The sequence below is a fragment of the Rhizobium sp. BK379 genome (assembly GCF_014193955.1).
Classification (GTDB): Bacteria; Pseudomonadota; Alphaproteobacteria; order Rhizobiales; family Rhizobiaceae; genus Rhizobium.
In genome coordinates this window covers 2,073,203-2,089,993 of sequence record NZ_JACIAD010000001.1, presented here as the reverse complement: position 1 = coordinate 2,089,993, position 16,791 = coordinate 2,073,203, and the positions used below count along the sequence as shown (strand labels likewise).

Annotated in this window: 17 protein-coding genes; 9 read left to right on the top strand and 8 right to left on the bottom strand. The window is 60.7% G+C overall.

All coding sequences use genetic code 11. The annotated features are described in order from the left end of the window. Positions 1-51: 51 nt before the first annotated feature. Entirely contained in the window at positions 52-1,227 is a 1,176-nt protein-coding gene (locus FHT93_RS10610; protein WP_113209962.1) for an extracellular solute-binding protein, read from the bottom strand. Positions 1,228-1,463: 236 nt separating this feature from the next. Here FHT93_RS10610 and FHT93_RS10605 point away from each other — a divergent pair, with 236 nt between their 5' ends. Next, the gene (locus FHT93_RS10605) at positions 1,464-2,186 is read left to right on the top strand and encodes a GntR family transcriptional regulator (protein ID WP_018114715.1); all 723 of its coding nucleotides are present in this window, start codon (positions 1,464-1,466) and stop codon (positions 2,184-2,186) included. A 44-nt stretch (positions 2,187-2,230) separates the two neighbouring features. Then, the gene (uxuA, locus tag FHT93_RS10600) at positions 2,231-3,418 is read left to right on the top strand and encodes a mannonate dehydratase (protein WP_183847411.1); all 1,188 of its coding nucleotides are present in this window, start codon (positions 2,231-2,233) and stop codon (positions 3,416-3,418) included. 48 nt (positions 3,419-3,466) lie between these two features. Here uxuA and FHT93_RS10595 read toward each other — a convergent pair whose 3' ends face one another. The 7 genes from FHT93_RS10595 to FHT93_RS10565 all read right to left on the bottom strand — a co-directional run bounded on the left by FHT93_RS10595 (position 3,467) and on the right by FHT93_RS10565 (position 8,729). Next, entirely contained in the window at positions 3,467-3,877 is a 411-nt protein-coding gene (locus FHT93_RS10595; protein WP_113014883.1) for an ACT domain-containing protein, read from the bottom strand. A gap of 20 nt (positions 3,878-3,897) precedes the next feature. Continuing rightward, positions 3,898-4,650, bottom strand: a complete 753-nt coding sequence (locus tag FHT93_RS10590) for a GntR family transcriptional regulator (RefSeq protein WP_183847409.1) — start codon at positions 4,648-4,650, stop codon at positions 3,898-3,900. A gap of 245 nt (positions 4,651-4,895) precedes the next feature. Continuing rightward, positions 4,896-5,630: a helix-turn-helix transcriptional regulator gene (locus FHT93_RS10585; protein WP_112543917.1), complete on the bottom strand. Its 735-nt coding sequence runs from the start codon at positions 5,628-5,630 to the stop codon at positions 4,896-4,898. 67 nt (positions 5,631-5,697) lie between these two features. Next, positions 5,698-5,904 (bottom strand): hypothetical protein, encoded by a 207-nt coding sequence (locus tag FHT93_RS10580; protein WP_112543918.1) that lies wholly within the window; start codon positions 5,902-5,904, stop codon positions 5,698-5,700. 140 nt (positions 5,905-6,044) lie between these two features. Next, on the bottom strand, positions 6,045-6,413 hold the full coding sequence (locus FHT93_RS10575) for a response regulator (protein ID WP_018114709.1): 369 nt from the start codon (positions 6,411-6,413) through the stop codon (positions 6,045-6,047). A gap of 92 nt (positions 6,414-6,505) precedes the next feature. Then, on the bottom strand, positions 6,506-7,153 hold the full coding sequence (locus tag FHT93_RS10570; protein ID WP_018114708.1) for a response regulator transcription factor: 648 nt from the start codon (positions 7,151-7,153) through the stop codon (positions 6,506-6,508). Beyond that, on the bottom strand, positions 7,140-8,729 hold the full coding sequence (locus tag FHT93_RS10565; RefSeq protein WP_113014885.1) for an ATP-binding protein: 1,590 nt from the start codon (positions 8,727-8,729) through the stop codon (positions 7,140-7,142). The genes FHT93_RS10570 and FHT93_RS10565 overlap by 14 nt, the downstream gene beginning before the upstream one ends. A gap of 558 nt (positions 8,730-9,287) precedes the next feature. Here FHT93_RS10565 and FHT93_RS10560 point away from each other — a divergent pair. The 7 genes from FHT93_RS10560 (at position 9,288) to FHT93_RS10530 (ending at position 16,759) form a co-directional block, all read left to right on the top strand. Beyond that, a complete protein-coding gene (locus FHT93_RS10560; RefSeq protein ID WP_183847407.1) occupies positions 9,288-10,274 on the top strand; it encodes an efflux RND transporter periplasmic adaptor subunit in 987 nt (328 codons plus the stop codon). A gap of 1 nt (position 10,275) precedes the next feature. Then, entirely contained in the window at positions 10,276-11,487 is a 1,212-nt protein-coding gene (locus FHT93_RS10555) for an ABC transporter permease (protein WP_183847405.1), read from the top strand. Beyond that, positions 11,484-12,656 carry an ABC transporter permease gene (locus FHT93_RS10550; protein ID WP_183847403.1) on the top strand — a complete coding sequence of 391 codons (1,173 nt, stop codon included), beginning with the start codon at positions 11,484-11,486 and terminating at the stop codon, positions 12,654-12,656. The genes FHT93_RS10555 and FHT93_RS10550 overlap by 4 nt, the downstream gene beginning before the upstream one ends. A gap of 107 nt (positions 12,657-12,763) precedes the next feature. Next, a complete protein-coding gene (locus FHT93_RS10545; protein ID WP_183847400.1) occupies positions 12,764-13,759 on the top strand; it encodes an aldo/keto reductase in 996 nt (331 codons plus the stop codon). Between the two features lie 48 nt (positions 13,760-13,807). Next, entirely contained in the window at positions 13,808-14,317 is a 510-nt protein-coding gene (gene fae / locus FHT93_RS10540) for a formaldehyde-activating enzyme (RefSeq protein ID WP_018114704.1), read from the top strand. 1 nt (position 14,318) lies between these two features. Continuing rightward, on the top strand, positions 14,319-15,764 hold the full coding sequence (locus FHT93_RS10535; protein WP_183847398.1) for an NAD-dependent succinate-semialdehyde dehydrogenase: 1,446 nt from the start codon (positions 14,319-14,321) through the stop codon (positions 15,762-15,764). Positions 15,765-15,787: 23 nt separating this feature from the next. Beyond that, positions 15,788-16,759, top strand: coding sequence for a LysR family transcriptional regulator (locus tag FHT93_RS10530; protein ID WP_246781571.1), 972 nt, complete (start codon positions 15,788-15,790; stop codon positions 16,757-16,759). The last annotated feature ends 32 nt before the right edge of the window (positions 16,760-16,791 follow it).

Below are 16,791 nucleotides of genomic sequence, written 5' to 3'. Positions count from 1 at the left end.
AGAAATCCGGCGCCGAGACACCCGGCGCCGGCTCATTTCAATCACCGATAATCAGCCCTTCTTGGCGCCGATCTTCTCGTCCCAGATGCGGAAAGCCTGGACGAGCTGCTTGGGCTCGAGCGGCACTTCCAGCGGGCTGCCGGCGATCCAGTCGGCATATTCCGGCCGGCCGAATTCCTTGATGATTTCCTGGCTTTCTGCAGGCGCCATCTCGAGCGTGACATCCTTTACCGCCGGGCCTGGATAGAAGTAGCCTGCATCATAGGCGATTGCCTGCTGTTGCGGCTGATAGATGAAGTTCAGGACGTCGAGCAGAACGCCAACCTTCTCGTCGGAAACGCCTTTCGGGATCGCCGCATAGTGAGCGTCGGTGACCCAATGGAAGCCTTCGAGCTTGCCGACCTTGGCTTCCTCGGGAACGATGCCGAGCGCGCGTGGGTTGATGTCCCAGCCGGTGGTGGTTGCGACGATGTCACGCGTGCCTTCGCCGAGTTCCTTGAAGACCACTGCGGTGCCGGTCGGGTAATATTCGATGTTTTCGCCGAGAGCGGCGAGATATTCCCAGGTCTTGGCCCAGCCGTTGACCGGATCGCGCGGATTGCTGTCGCCGAGAAGATAGGGCAGTCCCATCAGCAGCGTGCGGCCTGGGCCGGAATTGGCGGGGCGCGCATAGAGGAACTTGTTCTTGTTCTGCTTCGTCCAGTCGAGCAACTCCTGCGCCGTCTTCGGCGGGGTCGCCACCTTGTCCGGCATATATTCGATCAGCGGGCCGGACGGGTAGTAGGTGATGACGACGCCCTGGTCCTTGGCGAGTGCCTGCATCTTGAAAGCCTGCGGCAGCAGGATGCTTTCAAGATTGGGAAGGGCGGATTTCTTGGCGGAGAGGTCGACCCAGAGACCCTGGTCGACACCGGCCGAAAGCGCGTCCGTGCCTGTCAGCACGAGGTCGATATCGACCTTGCCGGCAGCCTGCTGGGCCTGGATCTTGGCCGGCAGTTCCGGAGCGGGGGCCTTGGTGAAGGAAAAGCTGGCGACGAATTCAGGCTTGGCCTTGGCGTAGTTCTCGAACATGCCCTGCGTCAGCGCCAGGTTGCCCGCGACGTCGACGATGGTGATGGTGACCGGCTTTGCCGGCGCCTTGGCCTGTGCGAAAGCGCGAAGCGGCAACATTCCGGCCGCGGCGACGCCGGCAGCTCCGCCGACGAAGGTTCTGCGTGTAATCTTCATTCTATCCTCCTCCTTTGCGGCGGTGCCGGCCTTTGCCCCGAGCCCGCCCGTTTGCATCGCAATGCACGTCCAATGCTTCGATGCGCCGGCTTTCCGGCAGCATCAAATGCTCGCAGCTCGAAGCTTTTCCTCCGGGTGCAATGCCATGTCGCCGTTCTCCTCCGCGGCATATCTTGGCAACAGGGTTCAATTGATATACTAGTATGCACGAAAGTGTCAACGTCCCGAGACCATGCATGCGGCAAGCTTCCGACCCTGAAATCCTTGCCTTCCCGGCGCCCCACGACGCGGGCGGAAAGATCCGCCGCGTGACGACGGCCGTCGCAATCCACGAGCGGTTGCATGCCGATATCGTCTCTCTGAGGATCCCGCCCGGTACCGTGCTGCAGGAAAAGCGGATCGCAGAGGATTTCGGTGTGAGCCGAACGCCGGTGCGCGAGGCGCTGCTGAGACTGTCCGAGGGTGGACTCGTCGATATCTATCCGCAATCGGGCACGGTGGTTTCGCGAGTGCCGGTCTCGGCCATTCCGGAAGCGGTCGTCGTGCGCAAGGCGCTTGAGGGGACGACGGTCGAGATAGCCGCTGGCATTGCGACGGGGGCCGATATTGCGCGGCTGGATGCGATCATCGCCCGCCAGAAGACGCATGCCGCACTCGGCAACGCTTCGAGCTTTCACGAAGAAGACGAGGCCTTCCACGAGGCGATCGCACAGATTGCCGGCTATCCCGGCATCTGGACCATTCTGAAGACGGTGAAGGTGCAGATCGACCGGGCACGACGGCTGACGCTGCCGGTGCTCGGGCGCATGGACAATGTCGTGCGCGAACATATGGTGATCCGCGACGCCATTGCTGCCCATGATATCGGGGCGGCGCGAGAAGCCATGATTCATCACCTAAGCGCCGTTATACCTGACGTCGCGGAGCTGCGCTCGCAGTTCCCCGACTATTTCTGCTGACGGCGGAACGACAAAACGCAGATACAAAAGGAGAGAAAGACGAGATGCGGCAAGGTTGGAGATGGTTCGGGCCGGAGGCACCGGTCACGCTGGATGAGGTGCGCCAGACGGGTGCGACGAACATCGTTTCGTCGCTGCATCAGGTGCCGATCGGCCGTGCTTGGACAGAGGCGGAAGTACGCGAGCGCCAGGCGCTGATCGAAACCACGCCGGCCGGACGTTCGCAGCTGACCTGGAGCGTCGTCGAAAGCATTCCGATCCCCGATGCGGTCAAGCGCAGGGGTGGTCAGGCAAAGGCGGAGATCGAGGCCTGGATCGCCAGCCTCGAGGCGGTGGCCGCCTGCGGCATCCCGATTGTCTGCTACAATTTCATGCCGGTCGTTGACTGGACGCGCACCGACCTCGATTACGTGACGCCGACCGGCGCCACCGCCATGCGCTTCGATCATGAGCGTTTTGCCGCCTTCGAGCTTTTCGTGCTGGAGCGTCCCGGTGCTGCCGAAGAATATTCTGAAGAAGACAAGACACGAGCCAAGGCTGTCTATGAAAGCATGACGGAAGCGGAGATTGCCGAAGTCACCCGCATCATCACCTCGGCTCTGCCCGGTTCGACAACCGAACCGCTGACCATTCCGGCCTTCCGCGAGAAGCTTGTTGCCTATCAGGGCATCGACGCGAAGAAGCTTCGCCAGCATCTCATCGAATTCCTCGAGGCCGTGGTGCCGGTTGCGGAAGCGCGCGGCGTCAAGCTGACGCTGCATCCCGACGACCCGCCGCGCTCGCTCTTTGGTCTGCCGCGCATTGCTTCGACGGCAGAGGACTATGCGGCGCTTTTCGATGCCGTCCCGGCGGCCGCCAACGGCATGTGCTATTGCACCGGCAGCCTCGGCGTGCGCGCCGGCAACGACCTGCCGGCGATTGCTCGCCGTTTCGCCTCGCGTATCTATTTCGCGCATCTTCGGGCCACGACCCGCGAGGGCGATGGTCGCACCTTCCATGAAAGCGCGCATCTTGAAGGCGACGTGAACATGGTTTCCGTGCTGAAGGAACTGGTGGCTGAGGACCGCCGCCGCAGCGCCGACCAGTCGATCGTCTTCCGTTCGGATCACGGCCACCGCATGCTTGACGACTTGCAGAAGAATGTCACACCCGGCTACCCGGCAATCGGCCGTCTTCGCGGCCTTGCAGAGTTGCGCGGCATTCTGCACGCACTCGACGCACCGCCGACCTGATTTTCTGTTTGCAAGCAGTTCCAGCTAAACCGATTTTGCTGGAATTGCTTAGCTCCGGCTCGCCGCCGAAAGCCGCCTCAGCGCTTCGACGGCCCGATCGGCGTCGCCGGCCGGCACGAAAATGTGGTCGTGGTAATAGCCCGCGACCACGTTGGCGCTGATGCCGACCTCCTTCAAGGCCTGGGAGAAGGCGGCTGTCAGGCCTACGGCTTCAAGTGAGGAATGCACTTTCAGCGTGATCTGCCGCAGCGGCGCGCTTGCCTGCAGGCCGGCCCCGGTCGCCCTATCCTGCGGCAGGATGAGTGTCAGGCCTTCCTTTTCATGAAACAGGGCAAGCGGGCGAAGATGGAGATAGTCTTCCAGCCGCGAGGCCGGCACGGCACAATAGACGAATTCGCCTGCCACCAATTCCGGCTCCATCGTCGCGAGAAGGACTGAGAGGTCGGTAATGCCTGTCATGCCGTTTTCCCTGATGTCCCTTACTGTGAAAAGATGTTCTCAAGCACCGAAAGACCGGTCACATGGTTGGATCGGATGAGCGCAGCTGCGAGTATCGGATCGCGATCCTCATAGGCACGGCACAGGCGTTCGTGGTCCTCGTAGGATTTCTGCAGGCGGCCGGGCTGGGATAGACTGATACGGCGCAAGCGAAGTGTTCTCAAAAGCAGGGAATCGACGATCTTCTTGACCGTGCGATTACCTGCGAGTTCGGTGTTGCGTTCGTGAAAGTCGATATTTGCCCAGAAATAGGCGTTCACGTCGCCGGCCTTGCTCGCGGTTTCCATGAGCCGCACGATTGGCTGGAGGGTGCGGATATCGTCCAGCGACACGTCCCGCGCAATATCGCCTGCGATCAGTTCCAGGAGATTGGCGCGGACGCGGTAGATATCGCGAATTTCCTTGATCGAAAGGCTGGCAACGCGCGGGCGACGGCGCGGCGGGATTTCGACGAGCCCTTCCTTTTCCAGAAGCATCAATGCTTCGCGGATCGGCGTCCGGCTTGTCTTGTAGCGCCGTGCAAGCTCGACGGAGTTGAGGTCATCGCCCGGTTTGCGAATGTCCTCGATGATCTCGGCTGCTACTTCGCGTACGATAGTGGAAACGAGTGATGGCCTGTCATGCTGTTCAGTGACCAGACGCGCGGCAACCGCTTCGGCGCGCTGACGCGAGTCTGTATACCGCGGATCGCCCGCGGCGTGGACTATATCGGCTGACGTGTATTCGGCGGACAAGAGAACTCCTAGGAAATGTCCCTCCCACCAGGAGCTTAGCATGCTCTGTCGACAACGAAAACTATAAGGCAAGTAATTGCCTTGCATGCGCAGGTTGAGGCGGTTCACACCCGGTTTGGCGGAATCTGGCCCCTTTCCCTGATGCCGATCTCCGCTGATATGCGGCGGCAGATATCTCGTCGGCGGCCGCGCGGCGTTGCTTGAGGCGGCCTCAATCCAGGGAGCGTCTTAGAGCCCGGAGGCCTTCAGATGAGGCGGAAACGATAGGCTCTCACGACGGCCTGCATGCGGTTGACGGCATCGAGCTTGCGCATCGCCGTCTTCAGGTAACCGTTCACCGTATGGGCGGAAATATGCAGGATGATGGCGATCTCCTCGCTGCTCTTGCCGGAGGCTGACCAGCGCAGGCATTCGATCTCGCGAACCGTCAGGCGCTCGTAATCGGCGAGCGGTGGCTCGGTCGCCAGGCTGAAGCTGTCCAGCGACTTCAATACGGCAAAGACCATGCGCGCGCATTCCTGCTCGTCGGGCGGGCTGCGCAGACCAGAGAACATGATGACGTAGTGCCTGAGAATGGCGTCATGCAGTGTAAAGCTGATCGTGTTGTGAAGGCCGAGATCCTCGAAATTGCGGGCGAGTTTTTCCGAGTTGCTTGCGTTGCCGGGCTGGGCGAACATGCCCGTGCCGGAATAGATCGGCATGATGGTCTTCTTCAGATCCTCGATCAGCTGGCTGCGCCAAAAGAGATCGGAAGCGTCGTAGCGGTCGATCAGCTCCTGCGGCCAGTTGCCGGCGATGATGTTGGCACGAAAGCCGAGCTTGTCAGCCTGCGGAAAGCTGGCAGCCAGAAAGAAGCGGAAGCCATGTGCCTGCATGACATGCTGGAGGGCAGCGGAGAAACTTCTCGTGGGATCGGCCTGGACTGTGGCGCTGGCTGCGTCCCCTGGTAAGGAGAACTTTGCCCTATTCTTGAGGATCATGGATCGTCTGCCGGCAAATGCACTGACCGGCCGGGAGGGAGCCGGTCAGCGCCAGGAGGAGGGAGGATCAGAAAGGCGTCCGGTTGATTTCTTCCGGGCGACGGTACGCGGCAATGCGGACTGGCTGGTATTCGTAGATCGGGTTTTCCGGTTCCAGGCGCAGAAGCGCACAATGGAACTTGTAATTCACACCGGTCACGATGTTCGAAAAGATCACATCCATGAGGATGTTCTTTCCGACGCTGATAAATATTGGGCGCTTGAGCTTTATCATGGCGTTCACCTCGTTTCTTCTGTCCGCCTTACCGGATACAACGAGGTTAACTGTAGTCTTTATTGCTTCCATCCTGAATTATACATAGGTGTATAATTTGATTTGATCTTTTGGCGGAAACAATACTCCCCTGCTGAGCCTTACGGCTTCAAAGCCATTTCAAGATAGTTGATGAGAGAATCGAATTCGACCGGCTTGCCCAGAAAGGCCAGCGCACCGCCTTCCATGGCGGCTGTGCGGGTTCTTTCGTCGCGGTAGGATGTCATGAAGATCATCGGCGGCTTTTCAGGTTCGCCGTTGAGGATTGCCTGCAGTTCGATCCCGCTCAGTCCGGGCATCTTGACGTCGACCAGCATGCAGTCGATGGCCGCCCTGTCATTAAAGGCCAGAAACTCTTCCGCCGAGCAGAAAAGCTTGCTCTGGTAGCCGCAGGACTGGATCAGATCGTCAAGCGCCTCCCGGATAGCCTGGTCGTCATCGACGACAGCGATTGTGGATGTATGTGACACGAGATTGCTAGCCTTGCTTATTCTTACATTACGTTAGGCTATATTAAGAGATCGAGGCCATGTCGCGGTACCATACAAGGGTCTAGGTTCCGCTATCTGCCTTCCAGCATTTCGGCCTTGCGCACCAGATCGGCCACCGATCGAACCTGCATCTTGCGCATGACGTTGCCGCGATGGAGCTTCACTGTAATCTCGCTGATGCCGAGATCGTAGGCGATCTGCTTGTTCATCAGACCCTTGACGACGGCGGCCATGACTTCCCGCTCGCGGGGTGTCAGCGTATCGACAAGTGAGGCGACCGCATCGCTTGCCGCCATTTCCCGCCGGCGGCCCATATCCTTCTCGATCGCGATGCCGACCGCATCGAGAATATCCTGGTCTCGGAAGGGCTTGGTGAGGAAGTCGACAGCACCGGCCTTCATGGCGCGCACGCTCATCGGAATATCGCCGAAGCCGGTCATGAAGACGATCGGCATCCTGCTGCCGATCCGCTCCAGATGAAGCTGGAAATCCAGTCCGCTGAGACCTGGGAGGCGTATGTCGAGGAGAATGCAGCCCGGCCGGCGCAGGTCGGCGGTATCGAGGAAGGCGGTCGTCGTCGCGAAGGAGACGGCATCCATCTGGATCGACCGGAAGAGGTCGACAAGCGACTCGCGAATGGATTCGTCATCATCGACGACATAGACAATCGGCGATGCCGATTGAGAGGTTGCCTTCGATGCGGCGCTAGTGTTGGTCATGGTCGTCCTCAATCGGTATGATCATTTCGAAGATGGCGCCCCCTTCAGGATGATTGCCGGCAATCAACTGGCCGCCTCTTGCTTCCAGCGTACTGCGGCAGATGGAGAGCCCCATGCCCATTCCAGAGGGCTTGGTCGTGAAGAAGGGTGTGAAGAGCTTCGCCATGGCCTCCTCGCTGATGCCGGGGCCGAAATCCCTGACGGAGAGGCTGACGAATATATCATCCTTCCTGCCGAGCGAGACCAGAATCTTGCGCCGGTCGATTGCCGTTTCTCGCATGGCCTGGACTGCATTGGTGACGAGGTTGATGAGGACCTGCTGCAGTTCGATGCGGATCGCCTTCACCGCGAGCGGCGTTTCGGCTGGGCTCACATCGAACTCGACCATGTCGCGCTGGAAGTCGTGCTCCATCAGGGCGCGTGTTTCCTCGATCAGCGTCTCGAGGTCGACCTGTTCGGGCGTGCGATCGCCCTGCGTCAGCATGGAGCGGGTATTGTGGATGATTTCGCTCGCGCGTTGACTGTCGCGAATGATGCGCTCGGCCGAACGGCGCACGGCGGCGAGATCCGGTGGCTCGCGGTTCAGCCATCTGAGCAGCGTCTGGGCGTTGACGACGATGGCGCCAAGCGGCTGATTGAGCTCGTGAGCGAGCGAGGCGGACAGTGTGCCGACGGTCGCGGCACGTGAAGCACGGGCAAGCTCATCCTGAGCCTCGCGAAGGGCCTTCTGCATCATTTCCCGCTGGGTGATATCCACCATGCCCACCACCACGCGATTGAAGGCGGAGGGATCTTCCGGAAAACTCATGCTCATGATGACAAGCCTGCTTTCGCCATTCTCCGTGATCAGATTGCCCTTGCCCTCGAAATGACGTTCGCCACAGAAGATCGCATCCATCAGGTCCAAAAAGGTATCGTCATCGGGCGCGATGTAGCGGCGCATCGTGCGCGAGTGCAGGCCGTCGGTCATATGGCCCAGCAGCTCCATTGCCGCGTCGTTTGCGGCGATGGTGCGAATAAGGCCTGTGCAGGCAACGATGACGCCTGGATTTGTTCGATAATAGTCTTTGAGATCGCTCACACCTTCCGCCTTCAAAGACATCAGGAAGGATCGCACTGCAGAATAATCGCGCTCCCAGAGTGCAATACGGCTGTGCTCGAAGATGTAGCGATAGCGGGTTTCGCTGTCACGAAGATGCAAGTTGGCTTCGATGAGGCCGACGCGCGCGGTTTCGTTTCTGAGGATTAGGGCACAGGTGATTGTAATGGCGGCGAGGGAAACAGCCAACCGTAGTTGGGCGGGGACATTCTCCTCAAAGCCATGCGAATAGAAATAGGCGAAAAGCGTAAGGATGATGGAGACAATTGCAAGGAGGGTGGTGCCGATCCTCGTCAGAATTTCGGCTGCTAGCAGCAGCACGATAACATAGAGAACGGCGATGGCGCTTTCGATCTCGGTGAAGGCATCGACATAGAACACGGCGACAGCCAGCGCCAGTGCGATCAGGCCGAGCGCGATCTCATGCGAGACTGTTCCCCGCCGGTTGATAAGTTTCAATGTAATTGATGATACCATACCCGCTCGCCGTTGGTTTCGGTCTACTATCCATACAGTCTAGTGCGCGGTTACTTTAATGACGTGTTTATCGGCGCAAAACTATACCAAAGTGTTGGAAGCATGGGCCAAATTGTCTGCTCGTGTCAAAAAGAAAGACCGTCCCGGGCGGCGGGACGGTCTATGGCGGATGGGAGTATCCGCGGGGCTTCGGCGGAGGGGGACGCCTGCCCTGGAGGTGGCAAGGGGCGGTGCCACCGGGTTAGCTTGGAACCGTGAATGGTCAGGTCGGTTCCGAGCTACGAGTAGAAGTTAGATCCAAGAGCCCTGAGACATAACTATACTTAGGTTTTGGTCCGGCCATACAAAGCGGCAGGTCGTTTGCTCGGCCGAACGGTCTTGGAACCTTTCCGGACGACTTCCGCAATCGCAATAGGTGGCAAGTGGAGCCGATGAAGTTCCCCGGACGCGATCAAGACTTCATGGCGTGCGGAGGCGCCGCTGCGTGCTTGTCATATTGCCAGCGGAATAATCCTGAGACACAGTCAGCCGGAACACTCCATCTGAACGAGGGTACCGATGAAGGCAGCAGGAATGGTTCGGGCAGTCGTGGGGATTATAGCCCTTATCGTTCTTGGTGTTCTCTTGTGGTTTGCGACGCGACCGCCGCCGCTGGTGGTACAGGGCGAGGTATCCGCCAACCGCGTCGATATCAGCCCGCGGGTTGCCGGCCGCATTCTCAAGCTCAACGCGGATGTCGGCGACAATGTCGAAAAGGGCACCGTTATCGCCGAGCTGGAAAGCCCGCAATTGACGGCGACGCTGCATTTGGCCGAAGCGGCAGTCGGCGTTTCAGAGGCTGATCTCACCCGCGTCAACAGCACGCGCCCCGAAACCATCGATGCGGCCAATGCCGAGCTTGCAGCGGCAAGTGCCGATGTCACGCTTTATCAGGAAGAGTCTGCTCGTCAGGCCCGGTTGATCACGACGGGCGCCTCCACGCAGGCGCAGGTTGAGCAGGCTGCCCGCAATCTGGAAGCCGCGATCCGCAAGCAGGAATCTGCAGCCGCCAATGCACGGCTTGCGATAGCCGGTTCCAGCAAGGAAGAGAAAGCGCTTGCCGCCGCTCAGGTGGAGCAAGCGCGCGCGTCCCTCAATCAGCGGCAGGTCGATGTTTCGGAACTGGTCATCCATGCGCCGATATCAGGCCAGGTGACGACGCGCGTCGCCGAGCTTGGCGAAAATTTCAGTGCCGGTTCGCCTCTGTTTTCGATCATCGACTTGCAGAACCCCTGGTTCACATTCAATCTTCGCGAGGACCTGCTGAAGGGCCTCAAGGTGGGGGATGGCTTCGATGTCACCGTTCCTGCGCTCGGCAGTGGCTCGATTCCGGTCAAGGTAACGATGATCAACGCGCAGGGGCAATATGCGACGTGGCGTGCGACACGCGCGACCGGGGATTTCGACTTGCGCACCTTCGAGGTGCGCGCCGTTCCGGCCAATCCCCTCGAAGGGCTGCGGCCGGGCATGAGTGTCATCGCTTCCTGGCCGCCGGCGGGGCGTTGAGATGAAGCCGCCCGGCGGGCTTCGCCCCGGCTTCCTCCTGGTGTTCCGGCGGGAGTTCTACTGGTTCTATCGCCGGCCGTTTCTGCTTTTCCTGACGACGCTGCTCCCGCTGCTGCTGATGGGCGTGCTTGCCATCGTTTTCAGCGCGGGGCTGGCGACACGGCTGCCGATCGCCGTGCTCGACCTCGACGGCAGCGATCTTTCGAGAACGATCATCCGGGCCGTCGACGCGACGCCTGATACCGCTGTCGCCGTCAATGTCAGCGATCTCACGGAAGGCCGTGCGCTCATCCTGTCCGGCAAGGTTCACGGACTGCTGATGCTGCCACTCAATCTGGAGCGCGATGTTTTTGCCGGTCGGCGTCCGGAGGTGGTGTTCTTTTACAATACGCAGACGCTGACAACCGGTAATCTTACGCTCAGGGGCGTCAGTGCCGCCGTGCCGACCGTGGCCGCGGGCATCCGCCTGGCGCTGCGCACGGCACAGGGCCAGCCGGTCGAGATTGCGCAAGCCGATCTTTCTCCGATCCCCGTGCAGGTCAATCCGCTCTTCAATCCGACGCTCAACTACGCGCATTTTCTGCTGGCAGCGTTGATGCCCGCCTTGCTGCAGGTGGTGATCGTTACCACCATGGCCTACACGGTCGGCATGGATGCGGAAACAATGCACCGCCTTGTCATCCTGCGGCGGCTCGGCGGCGGTCTCTGGCCGGCGATGGCCGGCAAGATACTGCCCTACACGCTGATCTTCCTCGTGGTCCTTGGCCTGTCCGACGCCATTCTCTTCGGCCTGCTCGACATGCCGCTCCGGGGCGAGCGCTGGATCCTCGTCGTGGCCGGGCTGCTCTTCATCCTCGCAAACCAGTTCATCGGCGTGCTGCTGGCGCTCTTCCTGCGGCCGGTCGCAAGCGCCATCAGCGTCGGCACGCTGATCTTCGCACCGTCCTTCGGCTATATGGGCATCGGCTTTCCACGTCTGGCAATGAACGGCTTTTCCTACTGGTGGGGCGAACTCATTCCCGGCACCTGGTATCTGATGGCGAGGATCGATCAGACGATCCGTGGCACGCCCGTCGACTTGTCGCTGAAGCCGCTGATCGTGCTCGGCATATTCGTCCTGACGCTGGCAATCGTGACGGCGCTGCGGCTTGAAGTGTTCCGCATCCGCCGGCAGCGACGGGCGGCGCGGAGATTGAGGGAGGTCACGCCATGAGGGCCTTGCTGGCGATCTTCCGTATCGAGCTGATCCGCATCCTGACCCTGCGCCCTGCGCTCGCGGTACTGGTCTTCGGGCCGCTGATCTATGCCCTCTACTATCCGCAGCCCTATGCCAATGAGGCGCTACGCGACGTGCCGATCGCCGTCGTCGATCTCGACGATACGACGAGCAGCCGTGAACTGGTGCGCCGTATCGATGCGTCGAGCGATGTCGCGGTGGCTGCGACGCTGCCGGATCAGGTCAGTGCGGAGCGAGCGGTGCAAGGACGCCAGCTCTACGGCATTCTGGTCATCCCTCAATATTTCGAACGTGATCTCTTGCATGGACGACAGTCGCCAGTGGCACTTTATGGCGATGCCAGCTATTTCCTGATCTATCAGCGCATTGCCGGCGCGGTCGTTGCAGTTGCGAGGACCATGGGTGCCGAAATCGAGACGGCGCGGCTGATTGCGGCCAATATCGACCCGGTGCTGGCGGCAGCTGCCCCCGATCCCATGCCGTTGACGGCGGTCGCGCTCTTCAATCCGCAGGGCGGCTATGCCACCTATATCCTGCCCGCGGCCTTTGTTCTGATCCTGCAGCAGACACTGCTGATCGGCGTTGGCCTACTTGGGACGATCGGCAATGATGCCGCGGTGCGCAACGCGGCTGCTTCGGCGGCTGGCCCGCTTGCCCGTGTCGGCGGCAGGTTGCTTGCCTATCTCGTCATCGAGGCGATCGTGCTGCCCTTCTATCTGATCGTGCTGCCTTACCTATACGGCATTCCCCGCCTGGGCGGGTTGCTGACGATCTTTGCTTTCTGCCTGCCGTTCGTCCTGGCAGTCGCCGCGCTCGGCATGGTGATTGCGACCTTGTTCCGCAGGCCGCTCGCGGTTCAGCTCGTATGTGCCACGCTAGGGCTGCCTTTCATGTTCCTTGCCGGTTTTTCATGGCCGAGCGAAGCCATACCCGAGCCGCTGCGAACGCTGACCGTTCTTCTGCCGAGCACCAGCGCTATCAATGGCATCGTCGAGGTGTCGCAGCTTGGCGCTCCGCTTCAGGCAGTCCGGGGGCCTTTCCTTACGCTGTGGATACTTGCTGCAGTTTACGGGCTTCTTGCGGTGCTGCTGGACATCAGATCCGCCAGGGGAAAGCCTGCGGCACAAGCTCCTGCGGCCGGTTGATGGCACCGTATCTCATTTTGAGATAGCCGCATCGAATAAACCTATTTGTCACAATAGTGTCGCCACTGCATAGTCTTAGAAGGGAGAAACACTTTTAGGACATTGCTGTGGAATATGTGCGCTTTGGCCAGACCGGCCTGAAGGTTTCGTCGCTTTGCCTTGGTACCATGGGTATCGGGACATCCAAGTGGAAGGGTTGGGTGCTCGACGAGGAGAAGTCCGTACCGATCCTGAAGAAGGCGCTCGATGTCGGCATCAATTTCTTCGACATGGCGGACTGGTATTCGATCGGTGTCAACGAACAGGTCGTTGCCCGCACGCTGCTGTCGCTGACGGATCGCGAAAAGCTGGTGCTCGCCACCAAGGCCTTCTACCCGATGAGCGACGATCCGAACGACAAGGGCCTGTCGCGCAAGCATCTGATGGCTTCGATCGATAAGTCGCTGAAGCAGATGGGTACCGACTATGTCGACCTCTATGTCATCCACGCCTTCGATCCGGAAACGCCGATCGAAGAGACGATGAGCGCGCTTCATGACATCGTGAAGTCGGGCAAGGCACGCTATATCGGGGCTTCCACCATGTATTCCTGGCAGTTCGCCAAGATGAACCATGTGGCCGACAAGAACGGCTGGACACGGTTCGTCAACATGCAGTGCCAATATTCGCTGCTCTATCGCGAAGAAGAACGCGAAATGATGCCTTACTGCCAGGACGAGGGCATTGCGGTCACGACCTTCTCGCCGCTCGCCCGCGGTTATCTCGCCGGCGGCGGTTCGGCGCCGCGCATCGCCCATGACCTCTATCTCGACTGGTTCGGCGACGAGATCGACCAGGAGATTGCCAAGCGCGTCAACGAGCTTGCTGCCAAGCGCGGCAAAACGGCAAGCCAGATCGCTCAGGCCTGGGTCATTGGCTCCGGCAACAGCACGGTTCCGATCGTCGGCACGGAAAGCCCGGAGCACGTCACTGCCGCCATCGAGGCTGCGGCGATCGAGCTGACGGGCGAAGAGCGCGCCTTCCTTGAGCAGCCCTACCGCCCGCGCGACATGATCAACGACTATAATCCGATCCGTCGTCCGCGCGCGCTTTCAAAGGCGTGATGGGCGAAGGCATACTGGGTTCGACTTGCATCGCTATTGGAGATTTCAATGCTTTACATCGGTGAAGGCTTCGAGGGTTCAGGCCCGAATGCTGCTCATATCAATCTCTATCTCGGCCCGAAGAACGGTCCGATTTCCGGCGCGCTCGCTGGTGCGGCAGCAAGCCCCGGTCCCGGCCATCTGCCGTTCCAGGCGGTCTTGAAGCCGAACCTGCCGGCAAAGCCGGTGACGCTCTTCATCGCCAAGGCAGTGATGGAGTCAGGCTCTTCGCATGAATTGATGACGTGGGGGCCGGCCCAGGCTGGTGTCGCCGCCGGTATTACTGCGGCACTGCTCGACGGCTCGCTGCCGGCAGAAGCCGAGGACGACTGGGTCGCGATTGCAGCCGTATGGGTCAATCCATCGGCAAACGACGCAGAAGAGGTATATCATAACAACAAGGCTGCGACGCATCTTGCCGCCAAGCGCGCACTGATGAAAGGTTGGCCGTCGCGTGCCGAGCTTGCCGAAGGCGTAGCAACGGTCGGCAATCCGTTCTTTACGCCTAAGGTCGCCTGACATGAAACTCATCGAAGATAATGCGCTGATCGGCGGAGGCTGGGGAGGTGCTGTTGATAGCAAGCGCTTCGTCGTGCTCAATCCTGCCGACGGCAGCGAGCTTGCGACGGTGCCGGATTGCGGCGCTGCGGAAGCCCAGCAGGCGGTCGATGCTGCCGCCAGGGCTTTCAAGACCTGGCGCAAGACGCTAGCCTCGGAGCGCTCCGCCGTGCTGCGCCGCTGGGCGGAGCTGATGCTCGCCAATCAGGAAGACCTCGCGCGGCTCCTGACGGCCGAGCAGGGCAAGCCGCTGGCTGAAGCGCGCGGCGAAGTCGCCTATGCTGCCGGGTTCCTCACCTGGTTTGCCGAGGAAGGCCGCCGCTCGCATGGCGGCGTCGTGCCCTCGCACAAGGCTGATGCGCGCATTGTCGTGATGAAGGAGCCGGTTGGCGTCGTGGCTGCGGTCACGCCGTGGAATTTCCCGTTGGCGATGATCACCCGCAAGGTCGGTCCGGCGCTCGCTGCCGGCTGCACCATCATCATAAAGCCGGCCGAGGATACGCCGCTTTCGGCGCTGGCGCTTGCACGTCTCGGCGAAAAGGCCGGCGTTCCCGCCGGCGTCGTCAGCGTGGTAACGACGAAGTCGCCGGCCGATGTCGTCGGCGTCTGGATGAAGAGCCCGGTCGTGCGCAAGTTCTCGTTCACGGGATCGACTGCAACCGGCAAGCTGCTCATGAGACAGAGTGCCGATACGGTGAAGCGCATCAGCCTCGAACTCGGTGGCAACGCGCCGCTGATCGTGTTCGACGACGCCGATATCGATCAGGCCGTGCGCGGCACGATCGCCTCGAAATTCCGCAATACCGGACAGACCTGCGTCTGCGCCAACCGCATCCTTGTCGAGGACGGCATCTACGACCGCTATGCCGAGGCGCTTGCCAAGGCGGTTGCGGCGATGAAGGTGGCGCCGGGCGTCGAAGATGGCGCTTTGCAGGGGCCGCTCATCAATGCGCCGGCGCTGACGAAGGTCGAGCGGCATGTGAGTGATGCCGTCGAAAAGGGCGCCAAGGTGCTGACCGGCGGCAAGCGGCACGAACGCGGCGGCCTGTTCTATGCGCCGACGGTGTTGACCGGCATGACGACCCAGATGGCGCTTGCGACCGAAGAGACCTTCGGTCCCGTCGCCGGCCTCTTCCGCTTCAAGGGCGAAGAAGAGGCGATCGCGCTTGCCAACGATACCGAGACCGGCCTTTCGGCCTATTTCTTCACGCAGAATCTCGGCCGCGCCTGGCGTGTTGCCGAAGCGCTGGAAGCGGGCATGGTTGGCATCAACGAAGGCGTGATCTCGACGGAAGTCGCGCCATTCGGTGGCGTCAAGCAATCCGGCCTCGGTCGCGAAGGTGCTGCCGAAGGGCTCGATGAATATCTGGAAAGCAAATACGTCTTGTTCGGCGGGCTTGCGGGATAATGACGGAGGATCGCTCTCCACAGATGAAGAAGGATCCGGCGGTCGATCGCCGCCGGTTGCCGTTGAATGCGCTCAGGGCCTTCGAGGCTGTGGCGCATCATGGCAGCTTCACGGCGGCAGCCGCTGCGCTCAACATTTCGCAGAGCGCGCTTTCTCGGCATGTCATCGGTCTGGAAGAGAGCATCGGGCGCAAGCTTTTCGAACGAGGGCACAAGGCGACGACGCTGACGGATGCCGGGCGCTCGCTTGCCGCCGGCATCGGCAAGGGCTTCGACCGTATCGAACAGGCACTGAAGGAGGTCTGTGCGCCGGATGAGCAGCGCCAGCGCAAGCTGCGCATCAACCTGCCGCCGAGCTTTGCGATGAAGCTCACCGTGCCGCTGCTGACGGATTTCCGACGCAGCTTTCCTGAGGTGCTTCTGGAGGTTTCAACACCTTACGGGGTGCCGGACAGCGAATTCGATGTGGCGGTCGTCTATGCACGTCCGGCCGTCGATGAATGGATCACCGACCTGCTCTGGGAGGAGCGGCCGACGATCCTGTGCCATCCCGATCTGGTGCGGGGAGGGATTTCGGATCCGGCAAGTTTCATAGCCGCAAACGAGATCATCCACGTCAAGATCGTCGACATGGAGCCCTACCTTACCTGGCAGCGCTTCCTCGTGCAGAACGGTCTTGCCGGGGTTGCCGTGGCGCGGGGCGTGACATTCGACAGCGCCAGTCTCGGGGTCCAGTACGCGTTGTCGGGGCAGGGACTGGTGCTCGCTGATCCGGCGCTGTTTCGGGAGGAAATAGAAAGCGGCCGCTTGGTTGCGCCGGTTACCGCACACTATTACGAAGGCTTCGGCTATTACCTGAAGACCGATGCGGAAGGGCTGGTGGATCCTCTGATTGCAGGATTTCGATCCTGGATCATCAGCCGCTTCAGCAATCGTATGGTGAACGACGGTGAAAAGCCCGCCCTGCGCATCGTGTCTGGCACAGAGGGTGTCTGATAGCGACCATACTGCCAATCAAGGAGGAGGCA

Excerpts from the sequence above, each read along its gene's own strand:
- uxuA (WP_183847411.1), top strand. The coding sequence starts at position 2,231 with ATGCGGCAAGGTTGGAGATGGTTCGGGCCGGAGGCACCGGTCACGCTG.
- FHT93_RS10555 (WP_183847405.1), top strand. The coding sequence starts at position 10,276 with ATGAAGCCGCCCGGCGGGCTTCGCCCCGGCTTCCTCCTGGTGTTCCGG.
- FHT93_RS10610 (WP_113209962.1), bottom strand. The coding sequence starts at position 1,227 with ATGAAGATTACACGCAGAACCTTCGTCGGCGGAGCTGCCGGCGTCGCC.
- fae (WP_018114704.1), top strand. The coding sequence starts at position 13,808 with ATGCTTTACATCGGTGAAGGCTTCGAGGGTTCAGGCCCGAATGCTGCT.
- FHT93_RS10605 (WP_018114715.1), top strand. The coding sequence starts at position 1,464 with ATGCGGCAAGCTTCCGACCCTGAAATCCTTGCCTTCCCGGCGCCCCAC.
- FHT93_RS10570 (WP_018114708.1), bottom strand. The coding sequence starts at position 7,153 with ATGACCAACACTAGCGCCGCATCGAAGGCAACCTCTCAATCGGCATCG.
- FHT93_RS10565 (WP_113014885.1), bottom strand. The coding sequence starts at position 8,729 with ATGGTATCATCAATTACATTGAAACTTATCAACCGGCGGGGAACAGTC.
- FHT93_RS10550 (WP_183847403.1), top strand. The coding sequence starts at position 11,484 with ATGAGGGCCTTGCTGGCGATCTTCCGTATCGAGCTGATCCGCATCCTG.
- FHT93_RS10535 (WP_183847398.1), top strand. The coding sequence starts at position 14,319 with ATGAAACTCATCGAAGATAATGCGCTGATCGGCGGAGGCTGGGGAGGT.
- FHT93_RS10595 (WP_113014883.1), bottom strand. The coding sequence starts at position 3,877 with ATGACAGGCATTACCGACCTCTCAGTCCTTCTCGCGACGATGGAGCCG.
- FHT93_RS10560 (WP_183847407.1), top strand. The coding sequence starts at position 9,288 with ATGAAGGCAGCAGGAATGGTTCGGGCAGTCGTGGGGATTATAGCCCTT.
- FHT93_RS10585 (WP_112543917.1), bottom strand. The coding sequence starts at position 5,630 with ATGATCCTCAAGAATAGGGCAAAGTTCTCCTTACCAGGGGACGCAGCC.
- FHT93_RS10530 (WP_246781571.1), top strand. The coding sequence starts at position 15,788 with ATGAAGAAGGATCCGGCGGTCGATCGCCGCCGGTTGCCGTTGAATGCG.
- FHT93_RS10580 (WP_112543918.1), bottom strand. The coding sequence starts at position 5,904 with ATGATAAAGCTCAAGCGCCCAATATTTATCAGCGTCGGAAAGAACATC.